Here is a 25,505-nt window from a genome sequence, read left to right on the forward strand (position 1 = left end):
ATCGTAAACTCACCTATAATGGGCAAATTAACCTTATATAATGCAAGACTATGACTACTGCCACTTTTGATCTGTCTAATACATCTATAAACAATAATAAACTATCTACCGAGCGACTAAGGGTAGTATTTGCAGGCACGCCTGAGTTTGCTGCCATTAGTCTAGAAGCGCTCATTCGCCAGCAAGACGCCCTCAATATCAATATTGTCGCAGTATATACCCAGCCAGATCGCAAGGCAGGACGCGGCCAAAAGCTATCAGCCTCTGCTGTCAAAGAAGTGGCATTAGCGAACGATATTGCGGTAGAGCAGCCAGTCACCTTCAAAAAATCCAGCACAGAGGGCATGGCAGCACGACAGACGTTGCGTACGTATCAGCCAGATCTTATGATTGTCGCCGCCTACGGTTTGATTTTGCCTATTGGTGTATTGACCACACCCACGCATGGTTGTCTAAATATTCATGCCTCATTGTTGCCACGTTGGCGCGGTGCCGCACCTATTCATCGTGCATTATTAGCAGGTGATGATGAGACAGGTATCACCATCATGCAGATGGATAAAGGGCTTGATACTGGTGATATGCTCTATAAGGTGAGCGCTAGTATAGAGCCTGATGAGACGGCAGCGAGCCTACATGATAAGATGGCAGCGCTTGGGGCGACGGCTATCGCTACAGTATTAAAAGAGTTATCACATTACCAAGCACAGGCCGTTGCCCAAGATGACAGTCAGGCAAACTATGCCGAAAAGCTCGTAAAAACCGAAGGCGAGGTTGACTGGACAAAGCCCGCTGCTACCATCGAGCGCCAAATTCGTGGGTTGACACCGTGGCCAGGCGCTTATACCTTTCTAAATGGGCAACGCGTCAAAATACTCGCTGCACTACCCATCAATACCACACAAAAAACAGATAAGCCTGCGGGTACAGTCGTGAGTGTGGGACGCAAAGCCATCTTAGTCGCTTGTGGTCAAGAGGCTGAACAAGCAAACGATAATGCCGCTCATGACGTACAACTCAGCAACACATTGGCGATAACTAAATTACAGTTTGCTGGTGGTAAGCCGATGACCGCGGAACAGCTTTGTCATGGTAATCAGCTAAACGACGGTGATCAATTCACAGCAGAATCAAAATAGCTTCATCTAAATAGCTTTAACGACATTTAACCCTACTAGCACAAGACGCGATCGATCAGACGTCAAGGAAACACAACTTCATGAGACAAACCAATAGCGCGTCTAAAAACAATGCACCTAGAAACAACAAGCTCAAGCCATCAAGCCATTTAATCATGAATGGCAGCGTTCGCGTTCGCGTGATTCGTACCTTGCTTGCTATTCAAAATGGTCATTCGCTCTCAAGCGTGCTTGACCCATTATTAAACAGTCTGCACGATGGTGATAAAGGTTTTGCGCATGCTTTATTGCTCACAACATTACGTCAATGGCATGCCCTTGCACGATTGCTCGACACGCTAGCGGACAACCCTATTGACGAAGTAGAAGTTCGTACCACAATTCAAGTGGGTTTGGTGCAGTTACTGTATTTGGAAGTGGCAGATCATGCCGCGATTCATGAAACGGTTGAAGCGGCAAAAGAGATTGAGTTTGCCCATGCAACTGGTTTAATCAACGCTATTTTGCGCAAAGTCGCTAAGAACCCGAGTAAATTCCGTAAGAAGTGTGATAAAAAACACAGCTTACCGAATTGGCTTGCCTATCAGCTTAAGCAAGATTGGAGTGAGCAGTACGATGCGCTGACCCAGGGCTTACGCCAAGTGGCACCGATGTTTTTGCGAGTCAACTCTGCAGTTACTTCAGTAGAGGATTATCAACAGTCGCTGTATGGCGCAGAAATTGATGCAGATATCGTTGAGCTAACGACTGGTTTTAACGTAGCAAACTCGTCAGAGACTACTACAATACTATCGACCAAAGGCTTAAGACTGCATCAGACTACCGCTGTCAATGCTTTGCCTCATTTTTCCGAAGGCATTGCCAGCGTGCAAGATATGCATGCTCAGCTTGCGGCACCTATCATCAATAAAGCGTTAATGGCAAAGCTCAACGCTGAAAAATCTGATACGGAAAATACCAATAACGAGATACATATTTTAGATGCTTGCGCGGCGCCTGGTGGCAAGCTTGCCCACTGGTTGGAGTTGCTCAGCTCAAATGACTCTTCATCGTTGTTTCACGTGAAACAAGATGATGCGGAAGCAAAGCCTTTAGCTTCTAAACTCAAGCTGACCGCTATCGATAATGAAGCACCGCGCATCGAACGCATCTATGACAATCTACAGCGTCTCAATCTAAAACAGCAAGACTTAGAGCAAGCTGAAAAAAATATCGCCCTTAACGTTGTCTGCGCTGATGCCACCAGATGGCAGCATGGCAAAAATAAAAAAGCTGCGACAAATGAGCCAGTATTCGATGCAATATTATTGGATTCTCCTTGTACCGCAACGGGCGTGATTCGCCGTCATCCTGATATTAGTATTTTGCGTACCGAAGAAGACATCGAGCAAACCGCCTTGCTGCAAGCCGATATTTTGCATAACCTATGGCCACAATTGAAAGCTGGCGGTTATTTGCTGTATGTCACGTGCTCTATCTTAAAGCAAGAAAACGTCGAGCAAATGCAGGACTTTATCACTCATCATAATGATGCGGCAGTGATTGAGTTTACCGAGGCTTGCAATTGGGGTATCGCGCAAACGATTGGTCGCCAGTGCTTGCCAATCGATAGCGAGAGTGGCGATGGTTTTTATTATGCGTTATTGCAAAAGACTGCTGAATAAACCGTTTTTAACTATTGAATAACATTATTGTAGACAGGACAATCTAATGAAATATATTAGTACCCGTGGTCAGACAGCGCCAATGGATTTTAGCGACGTACTATTGATGGGGCTTGCGCCAGATGGTGGCTTGATGCTGCCTGAGCATTACCCGACCGTTGACGGCGCTGTCCTTGATGAGTGGCGTACGCTGAGCTATCCAGAGCTGGCACTTGCGATTATGCAGCGCTTTGCTACAGACATTCCTTATGCGGATCTAAAGGACATTATTGATCGCACTTATACGGCTGATATATTTGGCTCTGATGACATTGTTCCTGTCCGCAAGCTCGAAGACAACTTATACATTTTAGGATTATCAAACGGCCCAACGCTGGCGTTTAAAGACGTGGCCATGCAGTTCTTGGGCAATGCTTTTGAATATGTGCTCAAGCAAAAAGGGGCGCGTATTACCATTATCGGCGCGACCAGTGGCGACACGGGTAGTGCGGCGGAATACGCATTGCGCGGTAAAGAAAACGTCGAAGTCTTTATGCTATCACCGCATGGCAAAATGAGTGAGTTTCAGCGCGCACAAATGTACAGCTTGACCGACGATAATATTCATAATATCGCCATCGACGGTATGTTTGATGATTGCCAAGACATTGTCAAAGCGCTGCAACAAGATGCTGACTTTAAAGCTCAGTACGACTTGGGCACGGTCAACTCTATCAACTGGGGACGCATCCTCGCGCAGATCGTTTATTACTTTAAAGCCTATTTTGCGGTGACGACAAGCAATGATGAAAAAGTCAGCTTTAGCGTGCCTTCAGGTAATTTTGGTAATATTTGTGCCGGTCACATCGCTCGTGAAATGGGCTTGCCCGTTGAGCGTTTGATCGTCGCCACCAACGAAAACGATGTCCTCAATGACTTCTTCAATCAAGGTACGTATCAGCCACGTCCCACTGAAAAAACCTACGTAACCTCAAGTCCATCGATGGATATCTCAAAAGCCTCAAACTTTGAACGTTTTGTTTACTTGTTGCTGGATAAAGACAGCGCGCGCGTTCATGAGTTATTTGACGGTGTAAAATCAGGTCAAGGGTTTGACTTGTCTGATTTGATGGAGGCGGTCAATACGCGTTATGGCTTTGCTGCTGGCAAATCAACCCATAGCGATCGCTTAAACACGATCAAAGCATTGTATGAACAGCATGGCGAACTTGTCGATCCACATACAGCTGATGGGATAAAGGTTGCCAAAGAGCTACAGCGTGCAGGCGAAGTCATTATCTGTGCAGAGACCGCATTGCCTGTTAAATTTGCTGACACTATTATTGAAGCAGTAGGGCAAATCGACATCGAGCGTCCAGCACATACCGAAGGGTTAGAAAGCCTGCCACAACATGTCATAGTCTTGGACAATGACGCGGCATTGGTCGCTGAGCAAATTCGTCAGCATGTTGAACCAAATCCAGCATAAGCGATAAACGTTTTGAGTTCATCTTCTATAGATAGAAGCGTTTGTATAAAAGTTACACCATTGTAATAAAGTGTTTATGATTGTGTTATGGTATAGATAATTGTAGTATTAGAAACAGCGTCGGTGAGTCATTATGTTGTTAGACGCTTTTTTTGGAATATTTCTAGCCAATTATACTGAACAGCTGCCCTATCGTTGTTATGATGAAATCACCTATAAACTACTGATAATATAAGTTATTTTTATAAAATAAAATATAGATTTGGTAAAAAACGAGTGTGGTTTATTGTGACCGAAACAGTGGTGCCTATTGTGGATATAACGATGAAGATGAGCTTAAAAAAGACAGCAAAAGCACTGGCAAAAGGATTATTAGTTACGACATTTAGCAGTGCCATGTTGATGACCACAGCCCACGCCAATAATCCACCACCTACCATAAAAGCAGATGCCCCCAATCGCTATATCGTTAAAAAAGGCGATACGCTATGGGATATCTCAGGTCGCTACCTCGACAGTCCGTGGCGCTGGAAAGAGATTTGGGCCACCAACAAGCAAATCAAAAATCCAAACCTTATTTATCCTGATGATATTCTTATTTTGTGTGTCATTCAGGGCAAGACTTTGGTAGGGGTTGATACTGGTGAGGGCTGTGCAGGTATTGAAAAGCAGCTAACAGGTAATGTGGTTGCCAGCACCGTCGCGATCACCTCGACTGCTAATAGTATCCCGCCTGTACCATGGTCTGCTATTCAGCATTGGCTGGATAAAACCCTCATTGTAGATCCAGAAGATTTCAATACCACACCGTATATTTTGGCGTCCAAAAATCGCAATCTAATCACCGCAAGCGGGGATAAAGTCTATGCCAAAGGCGTCCCGCTTATCGTGGGTCAGCGCTACGGGGTATACCGTGAGGGTGACCTATATGTGGATCCCAAAACTCAAGAGGTTATCGGCCTAGAAGTCACACAAGTCGCGACTGGTCTTGTCACATCGACAGAAACGAATGGTATTACCAGCTTACAGCTTACTGACAGTTACGACAAAGAAGTACGTGAAGGCGATCGCGTGTTTGTCGAGCTAGACAACGCTATCCCACCTGTCTTTTATCCAACGCCTGCCAGCGTCAGTCGTGGTGGTATGATTGTGCGGGTGATGGACTCAATCAGCTCTGCCGCTAAAGGCAGCGTGGTAGCGATCAATTTAGGCAGCTTGCATGGTGCCAAACCAGGTGATGTACTGACCGTTTATCAAAAAGGCCCGCTGGTCAGGGACGTAAGAGATAATGACATGCCGGTACGCTTGCCAAATGAGCCAAGCGGTATGGTGATGGTGTTTAATACCTTTGACAACATCAGCTATGCTTACGTACTTGACTCTGAACTACCACTCAATGTTGGCGACCAACTATTGCCACCCCCTTATCTATAAGCACATAAGGCTTTGTGAAGCGATTTTACTAAGTTTGCCCAAACGAGACAGATGACAATGACCGCAGTCACCTCTTCTTTATCCGATGATCAGCGCGCCATATTGGCGCTATGGTATGAGGTGAATGCATCATTGTCTGCTTATCATAAGCTCATAACGACTTATGGTGATGCGCAGCTTGCTTGGCAGGCTACAGTAGGCGCTTGGAAGCAGTTAGGACTTCATCATACCCATCTCAAACGCCATGAACAGCCAGAGCAAACACGTGCTGCTATTGATAAGATACAGCAAGCACTTACAGAAGGTCGCTATGGTTTATTGTTTGCCGGTCAGCCCGACTATCCTGCTCAGCTTCTTCATATTTATGATCCGCCGCCATTATTGTTCTTTCGAGGAAATAGCGCGCGTCTGCATCAGGCTCAAATTGCTATCGTGGGCAGCCGAAAACCAACAGCCCATGCCCAAAAAATCACGTTCGATATGGCGCAATATCTGGCACAGGCAGGGTATGTCATCACCAGTGGTCTGGCAATAGGCGTGGACAAACGGGCTCATCTAGGAGCTTTGGCGCAGACTGATCTTGACTATCAAGGTCGTACTATCGGCGTGATGGGGACAGGGATTGATGTGAATTATCCCAATCATCGTGACCAGTTATTTGCTCAAATCATCGAGCAAGGTGGCTGCATTATTAGTGAGCTACTACCGCATACTCAGCCGCACAAACATACCTTTCCGCGCCGTAACCGTCTGGTTGCTGGGCTGAGTCTAGCCACGATTGTGACTGAAGCGACGATCAAAAGTGGCTCGCTCATTACCGCCCGTTTAACCTCTGAGCAAGGCAAACAAGTCTTTGCCATTCCAAGTCATATTGATAATAGCAATGCCGAGGGTTGTCATCATCTGATACGTGAAGGCGCAACGCTGATTTATCATCCTCAGCAGGTGTTAGAGGACGTCAATGGTCAACTCGATTATGATCGTCGATCGTATATACAAAAGGAGGCAACGATGCGCTCTGATAAGTCTCAGTCGGACATTCGCCATTTCTTCGCTGTGTCAAATATAGACAAACGCTCGCTTACCGCGCATAGTGAGCAAAAATCTTCTAATATAAAATCTAGCCGTAGTGAGGTTATTGTACCTGAGCATTTGACCGACATTTATGAGCGTCTTGACTGGCACGGACAGGATTTAGATGCGCTGATTATCGCAACCAAACTATCCGCGCCACAGCTCATTGGACAGCTGATGGAACTTGAACTAATGGGCGTTATCAGTGTGCAAGGCGGACGCTATTTACGTGTATAGCGTATCGATACTCCTACCTGCCACATAAGAATAAGTAGAATGGGTTCTAAATATCGCTACCTTAGTCAGACTGTCTCTTGTGCTATTATTAGTGTCTCTATTCCAGCATGAATCATGTAAGCTATGAGCCAATCTATACCTTTTATCACTGACTCTGCCACACAAGCTGCAAACTGGCTTAAAGAAGCAAAGCTACTTGCATACCCAACAGAAAGCGTTTGGGGTATTGGTTGCGACCCTTATAACAAAGCCGCTGTGCAGCGTATCTTGGATATTAAACAACGTCCGCAAGCCAAAGGCATGATCGTCATTACCGATAGCGTAGAGCGTTTGTCACCTCTACTAGCGTCTTTAAATAATGCCCAGCGCCAGCAAATTATCGATAGCTGGCAGTCAGATGTTAATGACAGCGAGCTACACAATCGCCAAGCGCATACTTGGTTATTACCCATTCCTCAGACACTTTCGACCACGATGCCCTCATGGATAATGGGTGAGCATCAGACCATTGCAGTCAGGGTCATCGCCCATCCTATCATACGAGAACTGTGCCAACAGATGGTCAGCGAAAATAACCCATTTGGCTTCATTGTTTCGACTAGCTGCAACCCATCAGGTCAAGCGCCTGCTAGCACCTTTGACACTGCCTATGGTTATTTCGGTGAGCAGATTGGCTATTTTCAGGCTGATACTCTAGGTTATATCTTACCCAGCCAAATCCGTGATGCAACGACAGGCTCAGTCATTCGTTAGTAGGCAATAAACGAACTTTCATACCATTATAGCCTAGTCTTTTGTACTGTCTTTTTTGTGCTGTCGCCATCGATAAACCATATTTCACTAGCTGAAGATTACTATGGTTATCGTTCTGTAGCCATAGCAAAATATACCGTCTCAGCGCTAGCTATCGCTAAACCCGCTTCCTTAGTTCCCGTTGCTTTACTAAAAGTATGTAAAAGTCATTTTGATAAAAACGACAAAAAAGTAGACGATAGTTAAAAGGAGCTGATTTTTATTGAACGATGAATCTTTCAGCAATAGGTCATCGCTGCGATATTTGATACACATAGGGAGTAGGCTATGAAGGTTTTAATTAGTGGTGGCTCAGGGTTTTTGGGTAGTGCATTTAGCCAAGAGTTAATCGAACGGTATCGCACACAAGGTAAAGAGGTGATGATTACTTGGTTGACCAGAGATAGCAATCAAGCTCATCCTGTTGACATTAATATGATGACTTATGACGAGCTTAAAAAGTCTGACATGAGCTTTGATGTCATAATGAACTTAGCTGGCGCAGGTATTGCTGACGCGCGTTGGAGCGATGAGCGCAAAGAGCAATTAATAGCCAGTCGTATTAAGCCTACTCAATCGATATTAAGCTTCATCGAACGTACTGCAACAAAGCCAAAACTACTAATAAGCGGCTCAGCAATCGGTTGGTACGGCACGCAAGGTGATAAGCCATTGACTGAACACAGCAGTTTTGAGACAGACTTTGCCCATCGCTTATGTGAGGAGTGGGAGAGCTTGGCGCTCAAAGCGACTGATTACAATGTCCCTGTCGCTATTGTACGAACAGGCGTTGTGATACATCCTGAAGGTGGTATGGTTGCCAAATTACTACTGCCATTTAAGTTTGGCGTTGGCGGGCAGTTGGCTGATGGTCAGCAAATCATGAGCTGGATTAGCCGTGACGATTGGGTGGGGGCGGCGATTTTTATTATTGAGCAGCATCTTGCTAGTCAATTTGGCCATAAACAAAGAGTTTCAAATAACGATAATATCATAGAGACAAGAAATGATACGCCAGCCTTTGTCTATAATCTCACGGCGCCCAATCCTGTGAGTAACCATACTTTTACTAAAACGCTTGGCTCATGGTTACATCGGCCGACACTTTTTACCTTGCCAGAGTTTTTACTTAAGCTGATGTTTGGTGAGATGTCGACGCTACTAATAGATGGTCAAAAGGTGCTGCCACAAGCGCTATCAGATGTAGGTTACACATTCAAGCATGTGACACTCAAACAGGCATTAGAGGATCAAAAGTAGTTACATCATGATTGTTTCATGTGAAATATAAGAAGGTCGGCTTATATTAAATATTCACTAGATTGTATTTCTGTCTAAGGGCAATCCATGCGTTACGCATTTTTCATCATCATTTTTTTGCTCTTGCAGCTGTTTAGTACGGGCGCTGCTCTAAGCTTACAGTGGTGGTTACAGCCTTGGATCACGCCAACGCTTCAGATCGCTATATGGTCTGCTATATTTATTATTACTAATGGATTGTTGATATTAAGTGTCAAAAGAGTATTTGCTAATAGCTACCGCTGGGTTAGCGGTTGGATGTTGGTTATGCATTTTATGCTGCTCACGGCATTGCTGATAACCCTATTCTATGGTGGATACTGGCTAGTAACATCACTCTTAGGCGCCTCGTCATATGAATCTAATATGATTTTTATTGGCCTACGAGCGCTTGCATTGGTGATATTCTTAGGGTTGTTCGGTTTCGCATTATATAGTGCTTATGTGCCAGTCGTACGTAAGCTGTCCATTAGTATCAACAAACCGCTCGCTAAACCACTGCGCATTGCGGTCGCGAGTGACCTGCATCTAGGACGACTATTTGGCGTAGCAGCGATAGATAGGTTGAACTGTCTAATGATTGACTCGCAGGCTGATATGCTGCTTATGCCAGGCGATATCATGGATGACAATACAGATGCGTTTAATAGCTATAATATGGCGAAAAACTTAGCTCAGCTATGCAGTAGCCTGCCATACGGCGTCTATGCAACATTGGGTAATCATGATTTGTATGGGCACGAACAGCCAATCAGCCAAGCGTTAGTCGATGCAGGCGTACATTTATTAAATGATGACGTGTTTGGTATCGAACATGAGGGTCAGCCTATATGGCTGGTTGGACGTTTTGATAATCATAAACACCAGCGTGTCGCGACAACTGACCTGCTCGCGAACGTTGATACTTCACAGCTAGTGATACTGCTGGATCATAGACCAAGCGATATTGATGAGCACAGCCAGTTACCAATCGATCTACAGGTATCAGGACACACTCACAATGGACAAGTATTCCCCGCCAACTTTATAGTGAGCGCCATCAACCGATTAGGCTATGGGTATGAGGCCATTGGCAGAGGACATTTTGTGGTGTCCTCGGGTTATGGCTTTTGGGGTATTCCGTTTCGATTGGGCTCACGCTCAGAAATTTGGTTAATTACCGTTTCTGATCATACTAATAAATAGCTAGTTCCAGCTAACCGCTATGCCGCGAGCCGCGATTTTGTACTAATGACCTCACGGACGAAGCCGCCAAAACCATGAATAATATTTTTTGTTTCCTGCCCAAGTCCTTGATGCACGCTCATAAAATGAATAAAGCCGTGCGGTGCGCCCAGCACAGTATGGGTCTCAACAGGGACTTTATAACTCTTTAGCTGTTTGGCATAAGCAAATGCCTCATCACGCAATACATCGAGTTCAGCGGCGACGATATAGGTGGGACATACTTTGCTATTATCACCAAGCATTGGCGAATTGAGTATATGTATGCGTGGCAACGGACTATTCTCAAGACAAGCGGCGTCAAATACTGCCACATCAGCATGATCCAATAGCAGGCCTTCACCATACAGCTCCCAACTCGGATAATCTGTCTCGATATCAGTCACAGGATACAGCGGCATCTGTGCTAGCGGCGCAGGCAGCTTCTTTAATAGATCAAACATTTTCTGACCATCTGCACCCAAATCTAACCAAGCGTTTTCGTTTGGTGCGGTGAGTTGCTGTGCAATCAAGGTAGAAAGGCCACCACCTGCGCTATCGCCTGCAAGAACGATGCGTGACGGTAAGGCACCTAAGGTATGGCAATGCTCAGCCAACCAAGCATAAGCAGTGATACAGTCTTTTAACGCTGCAGGTGCAGGACACTCAGGAGCCAAGCGATAATCCACACTGACCACAGGCCAACCAGTCTGCTCACAGACTGCGTGACAGAACTCGTGATGTGTATCGACATTACCGATACAAAAACCACCACCATGAAAAAACAACATGACTGTTTGGTCAGGGTTATGAGCACGTCTTTTTTTAGCGCCAATACTCTTGGTACCTGCCTGATAGCAGCGAATGGTCATATCGCCATCATCCGCGTTGGCTATGGTTTTATCTTCCCAATTGACAGGTGTTTCACCCTTTTTGATAAAAGGTTTGATGTTACTTAGCATACTGCCACCTGCTTGGTGCCATACGCTTGGTGCTTGCATCGCCACCGCATCAGCAGCAAACCTTTCACGGAGTTCATGCATGGGCGTTAGCTCTAATGGCGTCTTAAGATGACTATTCACCGCGAGGATCAGGCGCAAATGAGCATTGGCGTGCTGATATTGTTTTGAGTGAGGCCCTTTTAAGTAACCAATCAAACCTTCTAATACTGGTGTTGGTAGATAGCCAAGACCTTTCATCGCATAGTGCAGAGTGTGTGGTTGGCAATGTGCCATTGGGTTATAACTGAGCATTTTTTCTTTCACGCTCAAACGCTTTTTTTGTACACCGTTGTCTTTCACTTCACCAACCATCTCACCGTTCGACGCCAAATGAAGCGTCATCAATGTTTTGTTCAGTAAGGTATTGATTGATGATACTGTTGAATTAGACATAATATCTCTCATAACTGTTTTTGAGTGTTTACTGTTACATCAGCGTACACTTTAAGATAAGGAATAATATTTGTAGCAATAATAAGGCAGTAGTGCGTAAAGCAGGGTGTTATTTAGTAATGGCGTGGGTAGCAACGGTAACCTATTTAGAGTAATTGACGGTTTTTTGTACGTTTTGTTAACGTATATTGAGACCAGTTGACACAGCCCAGAAATGCTGAGTACTTGTTTTAAAGAAAGATCTAACCATATTTGTCGTAAATGCGAAAAATTCCTTTACTTCAGGCTTGAAATTTATACTTATTACCTTTATCAAGCAGCTATTAGAGCGTATTAATAAAAAAAATGAGTGATAACCGTTAAGTATCTGATAAAGGCATGATACAGCCGGCGATTGGCTGATTTATTGTGTCTTATCTCAATTATTATTGACATTCCAAGGAGCTATCATGAGCGAGCAAAATACCAACCAAGAAAACTTTGATCAAACAGTGGCACATGATAATGTTGATCACAAAGACAGCATCTTAGAAGAAACCATGAACGAGTTTGATCCACAGAACAACTCAGGTGAAGAAGCCACTATCGAAAACGAGATCGATCTTGATACGTTCAAAGCGCGTATCGCTGAGTTAGAAGGTGAAGTGAAGCAAGCCAAAGAAAGCACTGCTCGCGCCAACGCTGAAGCTTACAATGCACAAAAGCGCGCCGAGCAAGAAGCGGATAAGAGTAAAAAATTCGCTCTTCAAAAATTTGCAAAAGAGCTACTCGATATCGTCGATAACTTAGAGCGCGCTATCGAAAACGCAGACGCGAATGACCCAGTCGCTGAAGGGGTGCAATTAACCCACAAAGCATTGGTCTCTGTACTTACACGTCACGGCGTAGAAGTGGTCGATCCAGAAGGTGAGAAATTCAACGCTGATTTCCATGAAGCAGTGGGTATCGATCCAGAAGCAGAAGCTGACACCGTCGGTACAGTCCTACAAAAAGGCTATAGCTTAAACGGTCGTCTACTACGTCCAGCCATGGTACGTGTTGGTCAATAATATTTTTTGGGGTTAAACCCTACTAATATGAAGGTTTTTCACAAAAAATCACATGAAAGACTGTTTTTGCTTGATTATCGCCTTGAAAAATACAACAAGCAAACCGATATATAGCAACAAGTGACCGACTACGGTCTGGATAAATAAGTATTTATAGTTAAAAATAAATTAGGAGCAATTGATTATGGGTAAAGTAATTGGTATTGATTTAGGTACGACTAACTCGTGTGTAGCAGTAATGGAAGGTGACAAAGTTAAAGTCATTGAAAATGCTGAAGGTACGCGTACCACACCATCAATCGTCGCTTATAAAGATGACGAAACATTGGTTGGTCAGTCAGCTAAGCGTCAAGCGGTCACCAATCCAAGCAACACTTTGTTTGCGATTAAGCGTTTGATCGGTCGTCGTTTTGATGACAAAGTCGTGCAAAAAGATATCGGTATGGTACCTTACAAAATCGCTAAAGCAGACAACGGCGATGCGTGGGTAGAAATCAACGGTAAAAAGCTTGCGCCACCACAGGTTTCTGCTGAAATCTTGAAAAAAATGAAAAAAACAGCAGAAGACTATCTTGGTGAGAGCGTGACTGAGGCAGTTGTAACCGTACCTGCTTACTTCAATGACTCACAGCGTCAAGCAACCAAAGATGCGGGTAAAATTGCAGGTCTTGATGTAAAACGTATCATCAACGAGCCAACTGCTGCGGCACTTGCTTACGGTATGGACAAAAAGCAAGGCGATAGCACCGTTGCTGTATATGACTTGGGTGGTGGTACTTTCGATATCTCAATTATCGAAATCGCAGACGTCGATGGCGAGCAACAGTTTGAAGTACTAGCGACCAACGGTGATACGTTCCTAGGTGGTGAGGACTTTGACTCAGCGTTGATCGATTATTTGGTAGATGAGTTCAAAAAAGAGCAAGATGTAAACCTAAAAGGTGACTCTCTTGCGATGCAACGTCTAAAAGAAGCAGCTGAAAAAGCGAAGATTGAGCTATCAAGTGCACAAAGCACTGAAGTGAACTTGCCTTATATTACTGCTGACAGCAGTGGTCCTAAGCACTTGGTCATCACTATCAGCCGCTCTAAGCTTGAAAGCCTAACCGAAGATCTAGTACAGCGCACCATGGACCCTTGTAAAACTGCCCTTGAAGATGCTGGCCTAAAAATTGGCGATATCAACGATGTAATCTTGGTTGGTGGTCAGACTCGTATGCCACTAGTACAACAAAAAGTACAAGAGTTCTTTGGTCAAGAGCCACGTAAAGACGTGAACCCTGATGAAGCTGTGGCAGCTGGTGCGGCAATCCAAGGTGCGGTATTGTCTGGTGATAAAACTGACGTATTGCTACTTGATGTAACGCCATTGACGCTAGGTATCGAAACGATGGGCGGTGTTATGACGCCAGTTATCGAGAAAAACACCATGATTCCTACTAAGAAATCACAGGTATTCTCAACCGCTGAAGACAACCAGCCAGCAGTAACGATTCAGGTATATCAAGGTGAGCGTAAAATCGCCAACCAAAACAAACTGCTTGGTCGTTTTGACTTGACGGATATCCCACCAGCACCACGTGGCTTACCACAAATCGAAGTGTCTTTTGACATCAACGCTGATGGTATCATGAACATCTCAGCAACTGATAAAGGTACTGGTAAAGCACAGAGCATCCAGATCAAGGCGGATTCTGGCTTGTCGGACGAAGAAGTCGAGCAAATGGTTCGTGATGCAGAGGCTAATGCTGCTGAAGATGAGAAGTTCGCTAACTTAGCGCAAGTTCGTAACGAAGCAGATGGTCGTATCCACGCCGTACAAAAAGCGCTGAAAGAAGCAGAAGATAAAGTCACTGACGAAGAAAAATCAACAGTAGAGTCTGCGATCACTGAGCTTGAAGCGGCGGCGAAAGAAGACGACCATGACGAAATCAAAGCCAAGCTTGAAGCGCTAGACAATGCATTCTTGCCAGTTAGCCAGAAGATTTATGCTGACAGCGGCGCAGGTAGCGAGGGTATGGATCCAAGCCAGTTCCAACAAGGTGCTGACGCTACTGGTAGCAACCAAGCGGATGACGATGTCGTTGATGCTGAGTTTACTGAAGTAGACGAAGACAAAAAGTAAGCAATGACTTGATGTTCAAGGCTGATTTAATCGTTAATTAGATTAAATTAGCTAGATCAAAAAAAACGCATCTTTCGAGATGCGTTTTTTTATGCCTGATATTTAAGTATATATTTTCAAGCGTGCCGTTATGGTAAATGCGCATCAACGATTAGTACGTCATAAGTCAGATACACGCAAGGTTGACCGTCCTCATCTATGCCCGAAAATTGCTGCCAATAATCGCGCTCGAATGCTTGCAAGCGGGTTTTGGTCCAGACAAAAGGCTGTGTGTTAGATGTTTGCTTACCAATCGTTTGCTTGTCATAGGTTTGCTTGCCACAGGTTTGATTGCTATCTATTTGATTGGTCGATACACCTGTCATCTTCATATGTTTGAGCACATCATAAGGCTGGGCAAATGGCACATTGAAACGCTGTGTTGATAGCTTTATGTGTTGAAATTCCGCTTGATCTAGCGCTGATTGCCATTCACTAATATCTGGATAATGCAATCCTTGTCCTGTTAGGGTTTTTATTTGCAAGAAATTATCTGGGGTAAAGGTGCTTAGTAATAATTGTCCATTAGGTTTTAGCCGTGAGGCTGACTGTGCAATGAAATGCAGTGGGTTATCGAACCACTGAATCGCATTGGCACTGATGACTAAGCTATGCTCACCGCCTAAATCCATGGTTTCCGCATCGCCAATAAGGATTTGTGCTTGTGGCAACAATTCCTGTAAATGAGTGGCTTGCTGCTCACATAACTCGTTGATAGACCATCGCTCACTTTGTACATATTTTGCTAGTAGCTGCGTTAGTTGTCCCGTGCCTGCACCGACCTCAAGCACACTGTCTTGATGGGTATTATCGATAGCCATTAATAAGTGCTGACAAACCTGCTGCTGAATATAAGCATGTTTATCGTACTGACTGGCTTGAGAAAAATGCCGCGCAATGCTCTGCTTGCGGGCACTCAGCTCGGAAGTAGTGAGGGGATGTTCCATAATCGCTCTTTCACATAAAAGTTTATAATGAGCATCAAAAACTGCTGCCGTCATATGGATAATTGCATGATTAGGCGCTCGCACTCAGCATGGGTAATGGCTGCGTTGAGTACCAAGCGAATACGTGACGTATTAGTAGGAACGGTCGGTGGTCTGATAGGCAGCGCATAAAATCCAGCGTCTTGGAGTTGTTTTGCCTTTGTCATCGTACGAGCATTATCACCTAAAATATAAGGCACAATGGGTGACTCGTAAATAGGATCTTTTGCTGCCGATGCCACGCGATATTCAGGGCTAATGGCTTGGCTCAGTTGTAATGAAATCTGCGCCAAATGCTGTCGCCGCGTCTGTAGCTGTGGCATTTTTGCCAAAATAAACCGTGTCCAAGCATGATTGATTGGTGGCAACGCGGTACTAAAAATCAGCGGACGCATCTGATTAATCAGCCATGACTTAACGATCTTGTCACATAGAATATAAGCACCAACGGAGGCAAATGCTTTACCAAAGGTTCCTACTAAGTAGTCAATATCAGCCAAGGTGTTTGTTTCTTCAGCCAGCCCTAATCCTTGCGCGCCAAGCACACCGACGGCATGGGCTTCATCGACATACAGCTCAATACGACTGTCAATGGCTTTTAGCTTAACTAAAGCGGGTAGATCAGCACGATCCCCGTCCATGCTAAAAATACTTTCGGTGACGATGATGATACGCTCCACATCCTCTTCAACCTGCATAAGCATAGTAGCCAAATGCGCATAATCATTGTGTCGATAGCGGCGATACAGACAGCGTTTGCTTTCGCTGAGTTTAATACCATCAATCATACTGGCATGTACCAGTTTGTCTGCCAAAATAACCGTCTTCACTGGTAGTGCAGTCAATGCAGGTAAGATCCCGATATTGGCGTGGTAGCCACTATTTAATACCAACGCAGATTTCGTCGCGGTTTGATTTATTCCAGCTGCGGTTTCATACCATGCTTGTAGCTCATCCTCTAACGCCTGTAGCTGTGTATCATTGCCAGTTAACAGACGCGATGATGTTGCGCTCATTTTGGGCAAACAGTCCATTGATTGCTGAATAAATTCAAAAAACTCACGCTGCAACTCAGCATCACTGCCCAAACCTAGATAATCGTTGCTAGCGATATTTAATAGGGTATTGTCATCAGCGATTACATACCGTCCGTGGTGTTCGATATCTGGTAATTTGCGATACTGCTGTTTGTCTTTGAGTTGTAAGAGCGCAGTTTGTAGCTGCGCGTCGATAAAAGCTGACATGCAGAGCCGTCCTTTTTCTTTATTCGTCAGTATATGCGGAACACAATGAGTAGGGATTATTGCACAAAAACGGGATGTGTAACAAAAAGTTTCATATATCAGCCTTTGTAACCCGAGCACTGACAAATGCTTTCAAATCTTAACTCTCATACCATTAAACACTGACAGAGTGTCTGAAATAGTTTGTTACTATGTACCCATCGTTAGCAAACAAGGCGATACGGCCAAATGGTCAATACAACTAAATAACTTGTTTGTCCAAATTTACTTGAAGGAGCTAATAATGAAAACTCTACAAAAAACTATACTTGCACTAGCAACTGGTTCTTTACTTACTGTAGGTGCAAATGCAGCTGTCACTTATGGTAACGGCTACACTGGTCAACCATACGTTGGTGCCAAGATCGGTCAATTTGACAATGATGTAAGCGGTGACGATCCAACTGCTTATGGTGTATATGCTGGTTACAACTTTGATCCTAACTTTGGTATGGAAGTTGAATATGTTGGTTCAGATGATGCTGACCTAGATAACAATGCTGGCGACTATGATACCAAAACTTATGGCGCGTACGGTACTTACCGTTATATGTTCCCAAATACTGCACTATATGCCAAAGGTAAACTTGGTATCGCTAAGACAGAGTTAGAAGCTGATTTTGATAACGGTAACAATGACTCAGTCAGTGATACTGGCATTGCTGGTGGTATCGGTCTTGGTTACGCAGTGAATCCTAACTTCAATGTCGAAACAGAATATGCCATGATGGATAGTGATGCAGATACTAAGCTGCTTACTGTAGGCGCTAACTTAAAGTTCTAAGATAATATAGCGTACTTGTACCTATAGTCAAAAACGAAGAAACGACCATTTTATATGGTCGTTTTTTTATGCCTGTAAAATATTTTTGCAACACATGTTTACTTTGACAAATAATTTGGTATGATACCGCCACTACTAATAACAAGTAGAAAATAGTTGAGTAGTATTTGATATTAAACAAATTATTTGTTTATTGAATCCAAGGTTGAAAATACTTTATGAAAAATCTACAAAAAACGTTACTTGCAGTAATCGCGGGCTCAGTAATGACCATGAGCGCACAAGCAGCCATTTCTTATGGTGCTGGCCAATCATACGTTGGTATTAAAGCTGGTCAATTCATGGTAGATGCTGATGATTTAGATGATCCAACCGCATATGGCGTTTATGCTGGTTATAACTTCGATCCTAACTTTGGTGCTGAGATTGAGTATGTAGGTTCTAATGACGCTGATGTTGATACAGGTATCAGTGGTATTGACGCTGAATTTGATCTAAAAACTTATGGTGCTTATGGTACTTACCGTTATGCATTCCCAAATACTGGTTTATATGCGAAAGGTAAACTAGGCTTTGCTAAAGCTGAGATTGAAGTTTCTGCTGAGGATTTTCTTGGAAACTCTGGAAGTGACAGCGATAGCGACAGTGGTGTAGCTGGCGGTATTGGCTTGGGTTATAACTTCAATCCTAATATGAGTGTTGAAGCTGAATATGACTATGTTGCTGAAGACCTTACGCTATTAACTCTTGGTGCACATTACAAATTCTAAGCTTTGATTCGTGTGGATGACTAAAAGCGATCACTTTAAGTGGTCGTTTTTTTGTGTCAATTTTAGCATTCATTGTGCTTGTTTTATCAAAATACCACACCATAAATAATAATAGGTAATTGATTTTTAAGATAATATTATCTGCAAAACTGTGCTACATTGGAAGGTAGGCAGATACAGGAGTAGACAGCGATGATTGAGACTATCTGGATGATTGAACCTTGGCATTGGTTGGTGTTAGGCTTCTCTTTGATGATTGCTGAGATATTTATTCCGACCTTTGCTAGCCTCTGGTTTGGTGCGGCTGCGGTGATCGTTGCTGCCTTAGCGTGGTTGCTCCCCATTCCATTATTATTTCAAGTACTGATCTGGCTTACGCTATCGGTTTTGTTTATGTTTGTTTGGGTCAAATACATCAAGCCGCTGTCAATGAGCCGTAAAAAGATGGGGCAAAGTAGCGATCTGATTATTGGTGAGACGGGCATGATCGTGGTCAAACCGCAAAAAGGCATTTCAGGTATGGTGCGCTTTAACGTGCCTATTTGGGGTGCAGATGAGTGGCCATGTCGCACAGCAGGCGTGAATGTCGAGACAGGTGATCGTGTGGTGGTCATAAAGGTGGTCGGCGATGAGATGGTGGTTGCACCCACGCAGCGCCTCCAAGCACCCAAAACCATACGGCCAAACATTACTCCGACGATTAACAGTCAAGTGCCGACCAAACAATCTAAAGCGAGTAGACTGAGTTTGCACAAACCTGATCTCAAAGAGACAGGTACTAGCAAATAAACGTTATCAGGTACTAAAGATTTTTAAATTAAGAAAAAAAGGACATAAATCACGTCGCTGGCAAATAAAGCAAGGGTCAAGGAGAATCACATGGGTAGTATCTTGAGTAGTTTAAATGGCGTCGGTATCGTGATGCTGGTGTTGGCAGCATTGGTGATTTTTACCGTTTTTAAAGGCGTTTGTATTGTCCCGCAAGGGTACAAGTGGGTCGTGCAACGGCTGGGTAAATATCAGCAAACACTAGAGCCTGGCTTTAGTATCATCATTCCTTTTGTGGATAGAGTCGCTTATAAAGTCACCACAAAGGACATCGTACTAGATATCCCATCTCAAGAAGTCATCACCCGTGATAACGTCGTGATCATCGCTAATGCTGTGGCTTATATCAACATCTTGCGTCCAGACAAAGCGGTCTATGGTATTGAAGATTATGAACATGGTATCCGCAATTTGGTACAAACCTCTTTGCGCTCGATCATCGGCGAGATGGATCTAGATAATGCTTTATCGAGTCGTGATGAGATCAAAGCATTGCTCAAACATGCGATCTCAGAAGACATCGCAGATTGGGGTATTACGCTTAAAACTGTAGAGATTCAAGACATTAATCCCTCGCAAACCATGCAAGCCTCTATGGAAGAGCAGGCCGCAGCAGAGCGTCTACGCCGAGCGACCGTTACTCGTGCCGATGGTCAAAAACAAGCTGCTATTTTGGAAGCAGATGGACGTCTGGAAGCCTCACGCCGCGATGCCGAAGCGCAAGTAGTACTGGCCAAAGGCTCGGAGGAATCAATTCGTCTTATCACAGCGGCGATGGGTGATGAAGAGATGCCGATTGTCTACTTACTTGGCGAGCAGTACATCAAGTCTATTCGTCAACTAGCGGAGTCTGACAATTCAAAAATGGTGGTGTTGCCAGCCGATATCTTGAGCACTGTTAAAGGGATGGTAGGCGATAAATTAAAGCTGTAAATATTTCAAAAAATTTCTAAAAAAGACCTCGTTTGAGGTCTTTTTAATGGCTAATAATTGGCTGCCAAATCGTTATGTCAGATAACTTTTGAGAAGCGGTTTTTGTGTTTTTTTTCTAAATATTCATCAAATACCATGGCAACATTGCGACCAAGCAAGCGGCCCCTAGGTAAGACGCGAATGCCAGCAGCATCCATATCAATCAGTCTATCTGCTTGCATCTCTCCCAGCTGTTGAATCTCATTGATGAAGTAGGTAATCGCATCGATACCGAATTTTTGATTCACATCTTTAAAATCAAGATAGTCGTGGCAGAGCAGGTTCATGATGACATATTCACGTAAGCGATCTTTGATGGACGTTTTAATATATTTCACCGCAGGCATGACCATAGGATTGGTTTTGGCAGCATCAATCTTAGCTTGATAGTTTTGCAAATCAGTATCATTTTGCAGGATATAGCGCGTATTGCTATTGGCAATTTGACTGATGGATGAGACACCAAAGCCCAATAAATCACAATCGCCCATGATGGTGTAGCCCTGAAAATTACGATGTAATTTTCCTTCGCGCTGGGCGATCGCTAGCTCATCGTCAGGCTTAGCAAAGTGATCGATACCGATATATTGATAGCCCGCTTCGGTTAGCGTGTTAACGGTGTTGCCGAGCATAGCGAGCTTAGCTGCTGGGCTAGGTAGGTCTTCATCTTTGATCTGACGTTGGGCTTTGAAACGCTCAGGTAGATGCGCATAGTTAAAGACAGACAGACGATCTGGTGACATTTCAATGATACGTTGTACCGTTTTGTCTAACGTGTCAGGCGTTTGATGCGGCAAACCATAAATCAGATCGATATTGATGGAGTGAAAACCAAGCCCTCGCGCCTCTGTTAATACATTCTCAATAAGCTCTACTGAGTGCACACGATTGACCGCGATTTGTACCGTTTCATCTAAGTCTTGCACGCCTAAGCTGATACGATTAAAACCAAGGTTTCGTAATATCTTTAGCGTATTATCACTCAGCTCACGCGGGTCGATTTCGATAGAGTAGTCGCCTTCATCATCACTCAAAAACTCAAACTGCGTCTGTAAAAACTCCCACAGCTTAACCATCTCTTCATCACGCAAAAACGTTGGCGTACCACCGCCCAAATGCAGCTGCTTGACCAAGGGCTTATCGCTACCTTCTGGCACAGACAGCAAGCGGCGTTTAAGGGCAATCTCAGCCATTAAATACTGCAGATAATCACCAGAGTCGCTATTTTTTTTGGTAATAATCTTATTGCAGGCGCAGTAATAGCAAAGGTGACGGCAAAACGGAATGTGAAAGTATAAAGACAACGGCGCGCGTGACTCACGATTCTGCAAGATTTTCGTCTCAAGACCAACTGCCTCAAAACCATTTACTCCAATATTCTCAGGTATCGGCGTGAACTCTAGAGCAGTTGGATAAGAGGTATAACGCGGACCTGAACGATTGTACTTATTGATGATGGCTTCATCGAATGCTGGTAGCTGCTTACTAGTAATACTACCGCGGGTACTGGCATAAGGGTTGTCTGGTTGCATAACAGGACGCGTGGTCGACGGCGGCGCTTCCGCATCATTGTAGGGCTGCGGGTTAGTTTGTGCTGAATAATCTGTCATGCGGTATTCCTCGTTTTGACCCATAGTGGCTATAGCGTCGCTTTTTTGTGCTGCCAGATGATAACGTTTGCAGTAACAGCTTGGCTATTATAGCAACTGTCTTAAAATATGGTCATTATTATACCAAATCCCTACTTTTAGTATGGTATATCGTGATGGTTTTTAGCATTAATATTGACGGCTTTGGTTTGAGATGATTGTTTTAATGTCCTACCTATATTTTTTATAAAACACGACATTTGCACGCTGATAAATAATACTTTATCATCGATTAATCTCTAATATTAGGAAACGCTGATGTCGTTTGCTCAAGTCTATACTCGCTCAGTTGTCGGTTTGCATGCACCTAAAGTCATCATCGAAGTTCACTTATCGCAAGGGTTACCAGCACTAACCATCGTTGGTCTACCTGAAGCGGCCGTGCGCGAGAGTAAAGACAGAGTACGCTCTGCCATTCTTAATTCAGGTTTTCAGTTTCCCAATCGGCGTCTAACGATTAATTTAGCACCTGCTGATTTACCTAAAGATGGCGCGCGTCTGGACTTGCCAATCGCTATTGGGATATTGGCGGCAAGCGGACAACTTGAGCCAGAAGTATTATCGGGGTTTGAGTTTATTGGCGAGTTGGCACTCAACGGTGAGCTGCGGCAGGTGACCGGTAGCTTGGCTGTCGCTCGCGCGATTAAGGCAGAAGGATTGACATCAACGTTGTCGAAAACGTTGTCAAAGGCGAGTGACTCTGTAAAAAATGAGCAAAATGTTACCTTACAGAGCGCACCACAATTAATCGTACCGATTGACAATGGTCGTGAGGCCAGTCGCGTTGATGGTGTGACGATATTGGCAGCGAAGAGTCTAAAAGCAGTATGTAACCACTTGCAGTCACTGGCGGATCCAAGCGGATCTTATGACTGCTTGGAGGTGGTCACACCCAGTCCAGCACCGCAGCATGTAGGCTATCAAGTGGATTTAGCCGATGTCAAAGGACAGCACCATGCCCGCCGCGCGCTAGAGATAGCAGCAGCTGGCGGTCATTCGTTATTGTTTACAGGGCCACCGGGTTCTGGCAAAACGCTCATGGCCTCACGTTTGCCGACGATATTGCCTGATCTCAGTGATGAGGATGCGCTCGAGGTAGCTAGTACGTATTCAGTGGCAGACAGTGATTACGATTACGGCACACGTCCCTTTAGGCAAGTGCATCACACCATATCAGCCGTGGCGTTGGTTGGCGGCGGTTCACGGCCCAAACCGGGCGAGATTACGCTTGCCAATAAAGGCGTGTTATTCCTTGATGAATTGCCAGAGTTTGATCGGAGCGTGCTTGAGGTATTGCGCCAGCCGTTAGAAGCCAAGCAAATCACTATTAGCCGTGCTAACTCGCAAATGACCTTTCCAGCCAACTTTCAACTGGTCGCTGCTATGAATCCGTGCCCGTGTGGTTATGATGGCGATACCTCAGGGCGCTGCCGCTGTCGACCTGAGCAAATCAAACGCTATCAAGACAAACTCTCAGGGCCACTATTAGATCGTATTGATTTGCATATTACCGTACCAGCATTGCCGATTGCTGATTTGCAAAGCGCGCAGGCAGGCGAAACTTCCAAACAAGTACGCGAGCGAGTAGCAGCCGCGCATCAGCATCAATTAAAACGACAACAAAAAGTCAATAATGAGCTAAGCCCGAGCGAAATCGATGAATATATCAAATTAGGCGACAGCGAAAAACAACTATTGCAACTTGCTCAGCAGCGCTTGAATTTATCCGCACGCGGCTACCATCGGGTGTTACGAGTCGCGCGTACTATCGCGGACTTGGCCAACAGTACAGATATTAATAGCGCCCATGTGTCAGAGGCGCTCAGCTATCGTAGTAAGGAGTAGTCTTCGTTTGAGCCAACTATCACATCCGTTTGATAGATGCTTTTATGGGTTAGATGTTATCTGTCATAATCCAAGTAACCAAATCCGTAAAATGATCAAACGCCTCGGTTGGGCCGAGCTCACGAATGTCTTGCCCGTAGTTATAACCATAGGATAGTCCAAGCGTGTCCATATTGGCGTTTTGACCCGCCAAGATGTCGTTTCTAGAATCGCCAATCATAATCGCTTGGTCAGGAGTAATCCCCAATTGAGTACAGACATGCAGTAGGGGCGCTGGATCTGGCTTTTTGGTGGATAGACTGTCGCCGCCCATCACTTCACTAAACAGATCTTGCCAGCCGAATGTTTGCAATATTTTGGGGACAAAACGAAGCGGTTTGTTGGTCACTAGAGCGAGCGTGTAGCCAGCCGCGTGAAGTTGTTTAAGGCCACTATCGACATCGGGATAAGCAACGGTTTTGTTACCACCAATCTTAGTATATGCTTCAAAAAATATCTGCTCTGCGTGATCGGCCTCGGCTTTGGTCAGTGCGCCCTCTGGGACAGTGATATCACCGACCAAAGCACGCTCTACAAGCATTCGTGAACCATTGCCTATCCAATTGCGTATCGTCTCAATTGGGTAGGTGTCTTTACCAAGCGTGGTCAGCATTGCATTGGTGGCATCGGCCAAATCGGGCACGCTATCAATGAGTGTGCCATCAAAATCAAAAATTAAGAGTTGCTTATTCATTGTTCCTCACTATTAAAAATCATTATATTTATTGTGTTAGATATTCCGTGTTATACCTTGGCACGGTAGTATTTTAAGACTGGTCAATTTAGTGTTGTTATATTCTCAAGTTTATGAGCATTAGCAGTTACTCGACATCTTTATATAGTCAATCCACTAAAAAGCGTTACAGCGTTAACCTCGCTTGAAGTATGACGTATACATCTGCACTCGGTTGCCTTGTACCACTCTTAAATTGGATCAACTATAACGCGCGCGGTGTTCTTTTTTCATTCTTAGATAATCTTCGTTCTCACGACACTGGTCCCATTTTTGCTTAAAAATACGCGCCGATTCTGCCTTGATCGGGTCTTCGGTTTGTCGTGGTAACTCTTCGCGACCATGGGCGCCGCTTTGGCCTTTTTTGTCATCAGGTACTGGCCCTTTATATTTTTTACCGCCCTTGTGATTGGCATAGCGACGCGCGCGGGTATAGCCCATTTGAATAAATTTGCGCGCCATATCTGCACCGACAAAATCATCGTCAGCTAGATAATCCAAAAACATCTGGTAAATCGTCTCACTGCTCTCGCGGGCGATATCAGGCGTGGCAAAACGCCAATGCGGGAGGATTTCAGACTTGTAAGGCTCTACAAGTAATACGCCTTGCTCACCACGACCAACACGATATAACTCAGGATGCGCGCGCAGATCAAGATTTTTATAATCCAAGTCGTAATCAAATTCTCTCATATCTGC

The 25,505-nt window shown here is 44.5% G+C and carries 21 protein-coding genes; 15 read left to right on the plus strand and 6 right to left on the minus strand.

Going from position 1 to position 25,505, the window contains the following annotated elements; translation table 11 throughout:
* Window positions 1–50 precede the first annotated feature (50 nt).
* The 8 genes from fmt to HL061_RS08585 all read left to right on the plus strand — a co-directional run bounded on the left by fmt (window position 51) and on the right by HL061_RS08585 (window position 10,292).
* On the plus strand, window positions 51–1,139 hold the full coding sequence (gene fmt / locus HL061_RS08550) for a methionyl-tRNA formyltransferase (protein WP_071002671.1): 1,089 nt from the start codon (window positions 51–53) through the stop codon (window positions 1,137–1,139).
* Between the two features lie 80 nt (window positions 1,140–1,219).
* The gene (locus tag HL061_RS08555; protein WP_252962726.1) at window positions 1,220–2,803 is read left to right on the plus strand and encodes a transcription antitermination factor NusB; all 1,584 of its coding nucleotides are present in this window, start codon (window positions 1,220–1,222) and stop codon (window positions 2,801–2,803) included.
* A gap of 46 nt (window positions 2,804–2,849) precedes the next feature.
* Window positions 2,850–4,271 (plus strand): threonine synthase, encoded by a 1,422-nt coding sequence (thrC, locus tag HL061_RS08560; protein ID WP_252962727.1) that lies wholly within the window; start codon window positions 2,850–2,852, stop codon window positions 4,269–4,271.
* A 288-nt stretch (window positions 4,272–4,559) separates the two neighbouring features.
* Window positions 4,560–5,705 carry a LysM peptidoglycan-binding domain-containing protein gene (locus HL061_RS08565; RefSeq protein ID WP_240365686.1) on the plus strand — a complete coding sequence of 382 codons (1,146 nt, stop codon included), beginning with the start codon at window positions 4,560–4,562 and terminating at the stop codon, window positions 5,703–5,705.
* Between the two features lie 57 nt (window positions 5,706–5,762).
* The gene (dprA, locus tag HL061_RS08570; protein WP_186475463.1) at window positions 5,763–7,016 is read left to right on the plus strand and encodes a DNA-processing protein DprA; all 1,254 of its coding nucleotides are present in this window, start codon (window positions 5,763–5,765) and stop codon (window positions 7,014–7,016) included.
* Between the two features lie 123 nt (window positions 7,017–7,139).
* Window positions 7,140–7,769 (plus strand): Sua5/YciO/YrdC/YwlC family protein, encoded by a 630-nt coding sequence (locus HL061_RS08575; protein WP_071002675.1) that lies wholly within the window; start codon window positions 7,140–7,142, stop codon window positions 7,767–7,769.
* Between the two features lie 327 nt (window positions 7,770–8,096).
* Window positions 8,097–9,068, plus strand: coding sequence for a DUF1731 domain-containing protein (locus HL061_RS08580; protein ID WP_252962728.1), 972 nt, complete (start codon window positions 8,097–8,099; stop codon window positions 9,066–9,068).
* Between the two features lie 87 nt (window positions 9,069–9,155).
* The gene (locus tag HL061_RS08585; protein WP_240365680.1) at window positions 9,156–10,292 is read left to right on the plus strand and encodes a metallophosphoesterase; all 1,137 of its coding nucleotides are present in this window, start codon (window positions 9,156–9,158) and stop codon (window positions 10,290–10,292) included.
* A 17-nt stretch (window positions 10,293–10,309) separates the two neighbouring features.
* On the opposite strand, the gene HL061_RS08590 is transcribed toward HL061_RS08585, so the two are convergent.
* Window positions 10,310–11,704: an alpha/beta hydrolase gene (locus tag HL061_RS08590; RefSeq protein WP_252962729.1), complete on the minus strand. Its 1,395-nt coding sequence runs from the start codon at window positions 11,702–11,704 to the stop codon at window positions 10,310–10,312.
* A 449-nt stretch (window positions 11,705–12,153) separates the two neighbouring features.
* Between HL061_RS08590 and grpE the strand changes: the two genes are divergently transcribed.
* Window positions 12,154–12,753, plus strand: coding sequence for a nucleotide exchange factor GrpE (gene grpE / locus HL061_RS08595; protein WP_186475348.1), 600 nt, complete (start codon window positions 12,154–12,156; stop codon window positions 12,751–12,753).
* Between the two features lie 184 nt (window positions 12,754–12,937).
* Window positions 12,938–14,878 (plus strand): molecular chaperone DnaK, encoded by a 1,941-nt coding sequence (gene dnaK, locus HL061_RS08600; RefSeq protein WP_071002680.1) that lies wholly within the window; start codon window positions 12,938–12,940, stop codon window positions 14,876–14,878.
* Window positions 14,879–15,006: 128 nt separating this feature from the next.
* Here dnaK and HL061_RS08605 read toward each other — a convergent pair whose 3' ends face one another.
* Window positions 15,007–15,864 carry a methyltransferase domain-containing protein gene (locus tag HL061_RS08605; protein WP_071002681.1) on the minus strand — a complete coding sequence of 286 codons (858 nt, stop codon included), beginning with the start codon at window positions 15,862–15,864 and terminating at the stop codon, window positions 15,007–15,009.
* Window positions 15,865–15,914: 50 nt separating this feature from the next.
* Window positions 15,915–17,147, minus strand: a complete 1,233-nt coding sequence (locus HL061_RS08610; protein WP_071002682.1) for an 8-amino-7-oxononanoate synthase — start codon at window positions 17,145–17,147, stop codon at window positions 15,915–15,917.
* 283 nt (window positions 17,148–17,430) lie between these two features.
* Here HL061_RS08610 and HL061_RS08615 point away from each other — a divergent pair, with 283 nt between their 5' ends.
* The 4 genes from HL061_RS08615 to HL061_RS08630 all read left to right on the plus strand — a co-directional run bounded on the left by HL061_RS08615 (window position 17,431) and on the right by HL061_RS08630 (window position 20,501).
* A complete protein-coding gene (locus tag HL061_RS08615; protein ID WP_071002683.1) occupies window positions 17,431–17,970 on the plus strand; it encodes a porin family protein in 540 nt (179 codons plus the stop codon).
* Between the two features lie 218 nt (window positions 17,971–18,188).
* Window positions 18,189–18,740, plus strand: coding sequence for a porin family protein (locus tag HL061_RS08620; protein WP_071002684.1), 552 nt, complete (start codon window positions 18,189–18,191; stop codon window positions 18,738–18,740).
* Between the two features lie 192 nt (window positions 18,741–18,932).
* Window positions 18,933–19,529, plus strand: coding sequence for an NfeD family protein (locus HL061_RS08625; protein ID WP_071002685.1), 597 nt, complete (start codon window positions 18,933–18,935; stop codon window positions 19,527–19,529).
* A gap of 90 nt (window positions 19,530–19,619) precedes the next feature.
* On the plus strand, window positions 19,620–20,501 hold the full coding sequence (locus HL061_RS08630) for an SPFH domain-containing protein (protein ID WP_071002686.1): 882 nt from the start codon (window positions 19,620–19,622) through the stop codon (window positions 20,499–20,501).
* A 77-nt stretch (window positions 20,502–20,578) separates the two neighbouring features.
* On the opposite strand, the gene hemN is transcribed toward HL061_RS08630, so the two are convergent.
* Window positions 20,579–22,150, minus strand: coding sequence for an oxygen-independent coproporphyrinogen III oxidase (gene hemN / locus HL061_RS08635; RefSeq protein WP_156770987.1), 1,572 nt, complete (start codon window positions 22,148–22,150; stop codon window positions 20,579–20,581).
* A 297-nt stretch (window positions 22,151–22,447) separates the two neighbouring features.
* Here hemN and HL061_RS08640 point away from each other — a divergent pair, with 297 nt between their 5' ends.
* Entirely contained in the window at window positions 22,448–24,034 is a 1,587-nt protein-coding gene (locus HL061_RS08640) for a YifB family Mg chelatase-like AAA ATPase (RefSeq protein WP_071002687.1), read from the plus strand.
* A 49-nt stretch (window positions 24,035–24,083) separates the two neighbouring features.
* Here HL061_RS08640 and HL061_RS08645 read toward each other — a convergent pair whose 3' ends face one another.
* Together HL061_RS08645 and HL061_RS08650 are read right to left on the minus strand one after the other, a co-directional pair.
* Window positions 24,084–24,767 (minus strand): phosphoglycolate phosphatase, encoded by a 684-nt coding sequence (locus HL061_RS08645; RefSeq protein WP_071002688.1) that lies wholly within the window; start codon window positions 24,765–24,767, stop codon window positions 24,084–24,086.
* A 240-nt stretch (window positions 24,768–25,007) separates the two neighbouring features.
* On the minus strand, window positions 25,008–25,499 hold the full coding sequence (locus HL061_RS08650) for a DUF4385 domain-containing protein (protein ID WP_071002689.1): 492 nt from the start codon (window positions 25,497–25,499) through the stop codon (window positions 25,008–25,010).
* Window positions 25,500–25,505 lie beyond the last annotated feature (6 nt).

Origin of the sequence: Psychrobacter sp. PSP, assembly GCF_024085615.1 — a bacterium.
In the GTDB taxonomy this organism is placed as follows: Bacteria; Pseudomonadota; Gammaproteobacteria; order Pseudomonadales; family Moraxellaceae; genus Psychrobacter; species Psychrobacter pacificensis.

What these genes read in the sequence shown, in the direction of transcription:
- fmt (WP_071002671.1), top strand. Translation starts at nt 51, where the DNA reads ATGACTACTGCCACTTTTGATCTGTCTAATACATCTATAAACAATAAT.
- HL061_RS08555 (WP_252962726.1), top strand. Translation starts at nt 1,220, where the DNA reads ATGAGACAAACCAATAGCGCGTCTAAAAACAATGCACCTAGAAACAAC.
- thrC (WP_252962727.1), top strand. Translation starts at nt 2,850, where the DNA reads ATGAAATATATTAGTACCCGTGGTCAGACAGCGCCAATGGATTTTAGC.
- dprA (WP_186475463.1), top strand. Translation starts at nt 5,763, where the DNA reads ATGACCGCAGTCACCTCTTCTTTATCCGATGATCAGCGCGCCATATTG.
- HL061_RS08575 (WP_071002675.1), top strand. Translation starts at nt 7,140, where the DNA reads ATGAGCCAATCTATACCTTTTATCACTGACTCTGCCACACAAGCTGCA.
- HL061_RS08580 (WP_252962728.1), top strand. Translation starts at nt 8,097, where the DNA reads ATGAAGGTTTTAATTAGTGGTGGCTCAGGGTTTTTGGGTAGTGCATTT.
- HL061_RS08585 (WP_240365680.1), top strand. Translation starts at nt 9,156, where the DNA reads ATGCGTTACGCATTTTTCATCATCATTTTTTTGCTCTTGCAGCTGTTT.
- HL061_RS08590 (WP_252962729.1), bottom strand. Translation starts at nt 11,704, where the DNA reads ATGTCTAATTCAACAGTATCATCAATCAATACCTTACTGAACAAAACA.
- grpE (WP_186475348.1), top strand. Translation starts at nt 12,154, where the DNA reads ATGAGCGAGCAAAATACCAACCAAGAAAACTTTGATCAAACAGTGGCA.
- dnaK (WP_071002680.1), top strand. Translation starts at nt 12,938, where the DNA reads ATGGGTAAAGTAATTGGTATTGATTTAGGTACGACTAACTCGTGTGTA.
- HL061_RS08605 (WP_071002681.1), bottom strand. Translation starts at nt 15,864, where the DNA reads ATGGAACATCCCCTCACTACTTCCGAGCTGAGTGCCCGCAAGCAGAGC.
- HL061_RS08610 (WP_071002682.1), bottom strand. Translation starts at nt 17,147, where the DNA reads ATGTCAGCTTTTATCGACGCGCAGCTACAAACTGCGCTCTTACAACTC.
- HL061_RS08615 (WP_071002683.1), top strand. Translation starts at nt 17,431, where the DNA reads ATGAAAACTCTACAAAAAACTATACTTGCACTAGCAACTGGTTCTTTA.
- HL061_RS08620 (WP_071002684.1), top strand. Translation starts at nt 18,189, where the DNA reads ATGAAAAATCTACAAAAAACGTTACTTGCAGTAATCGCGGGCTCAGTA.
- HL061_RS08625 (WP_071002685.1), top strand. Translation starts at nt 18,933, where the DNA reads ATGATTGAGACTATCTGGATGATTGAACCTTGGCATTGGTTGGTGTTA.
- HL061_RS08630 (WP_071002686.1), top strand. Translation starts at nt 19,620, where the DNA reads ATGGGTAGTATCTTGAGTAGTTTAAATGGCGTCGGTATCGTGATGCTG.
- hemN (WP_156770987.1), bottom strand. Translation starts at nt 22,150, where the DNA reads ATGACAGATTATTCAGCACAAACTAACCCGCAGCCCTACAATGATGCG.
- HL061_RS08640 (WP_071002687.1), top strand. Translation starts at nt 22,448, where the DNA reads ATGTCGTTTGCTCAAGTCTATACTCGCTCAGTTGTCGGTTTGCATGCA.
- HL061_RS08645 (WP_071002688.1), bottom strand. Translation starts at nt 24,767, where the DNA reads ATGAATAAGCAACTCTTAATTTTTGATTTTGATGGCACACTCATTGAT.
- HL061_RS08650 (WP_071002689.1), bottom strand. Translation starts at nt 25,499, where the DNA reads ATGAGAGAATTTGATTACGACTTGGATTATAAAAATCTTGATCTGCGC.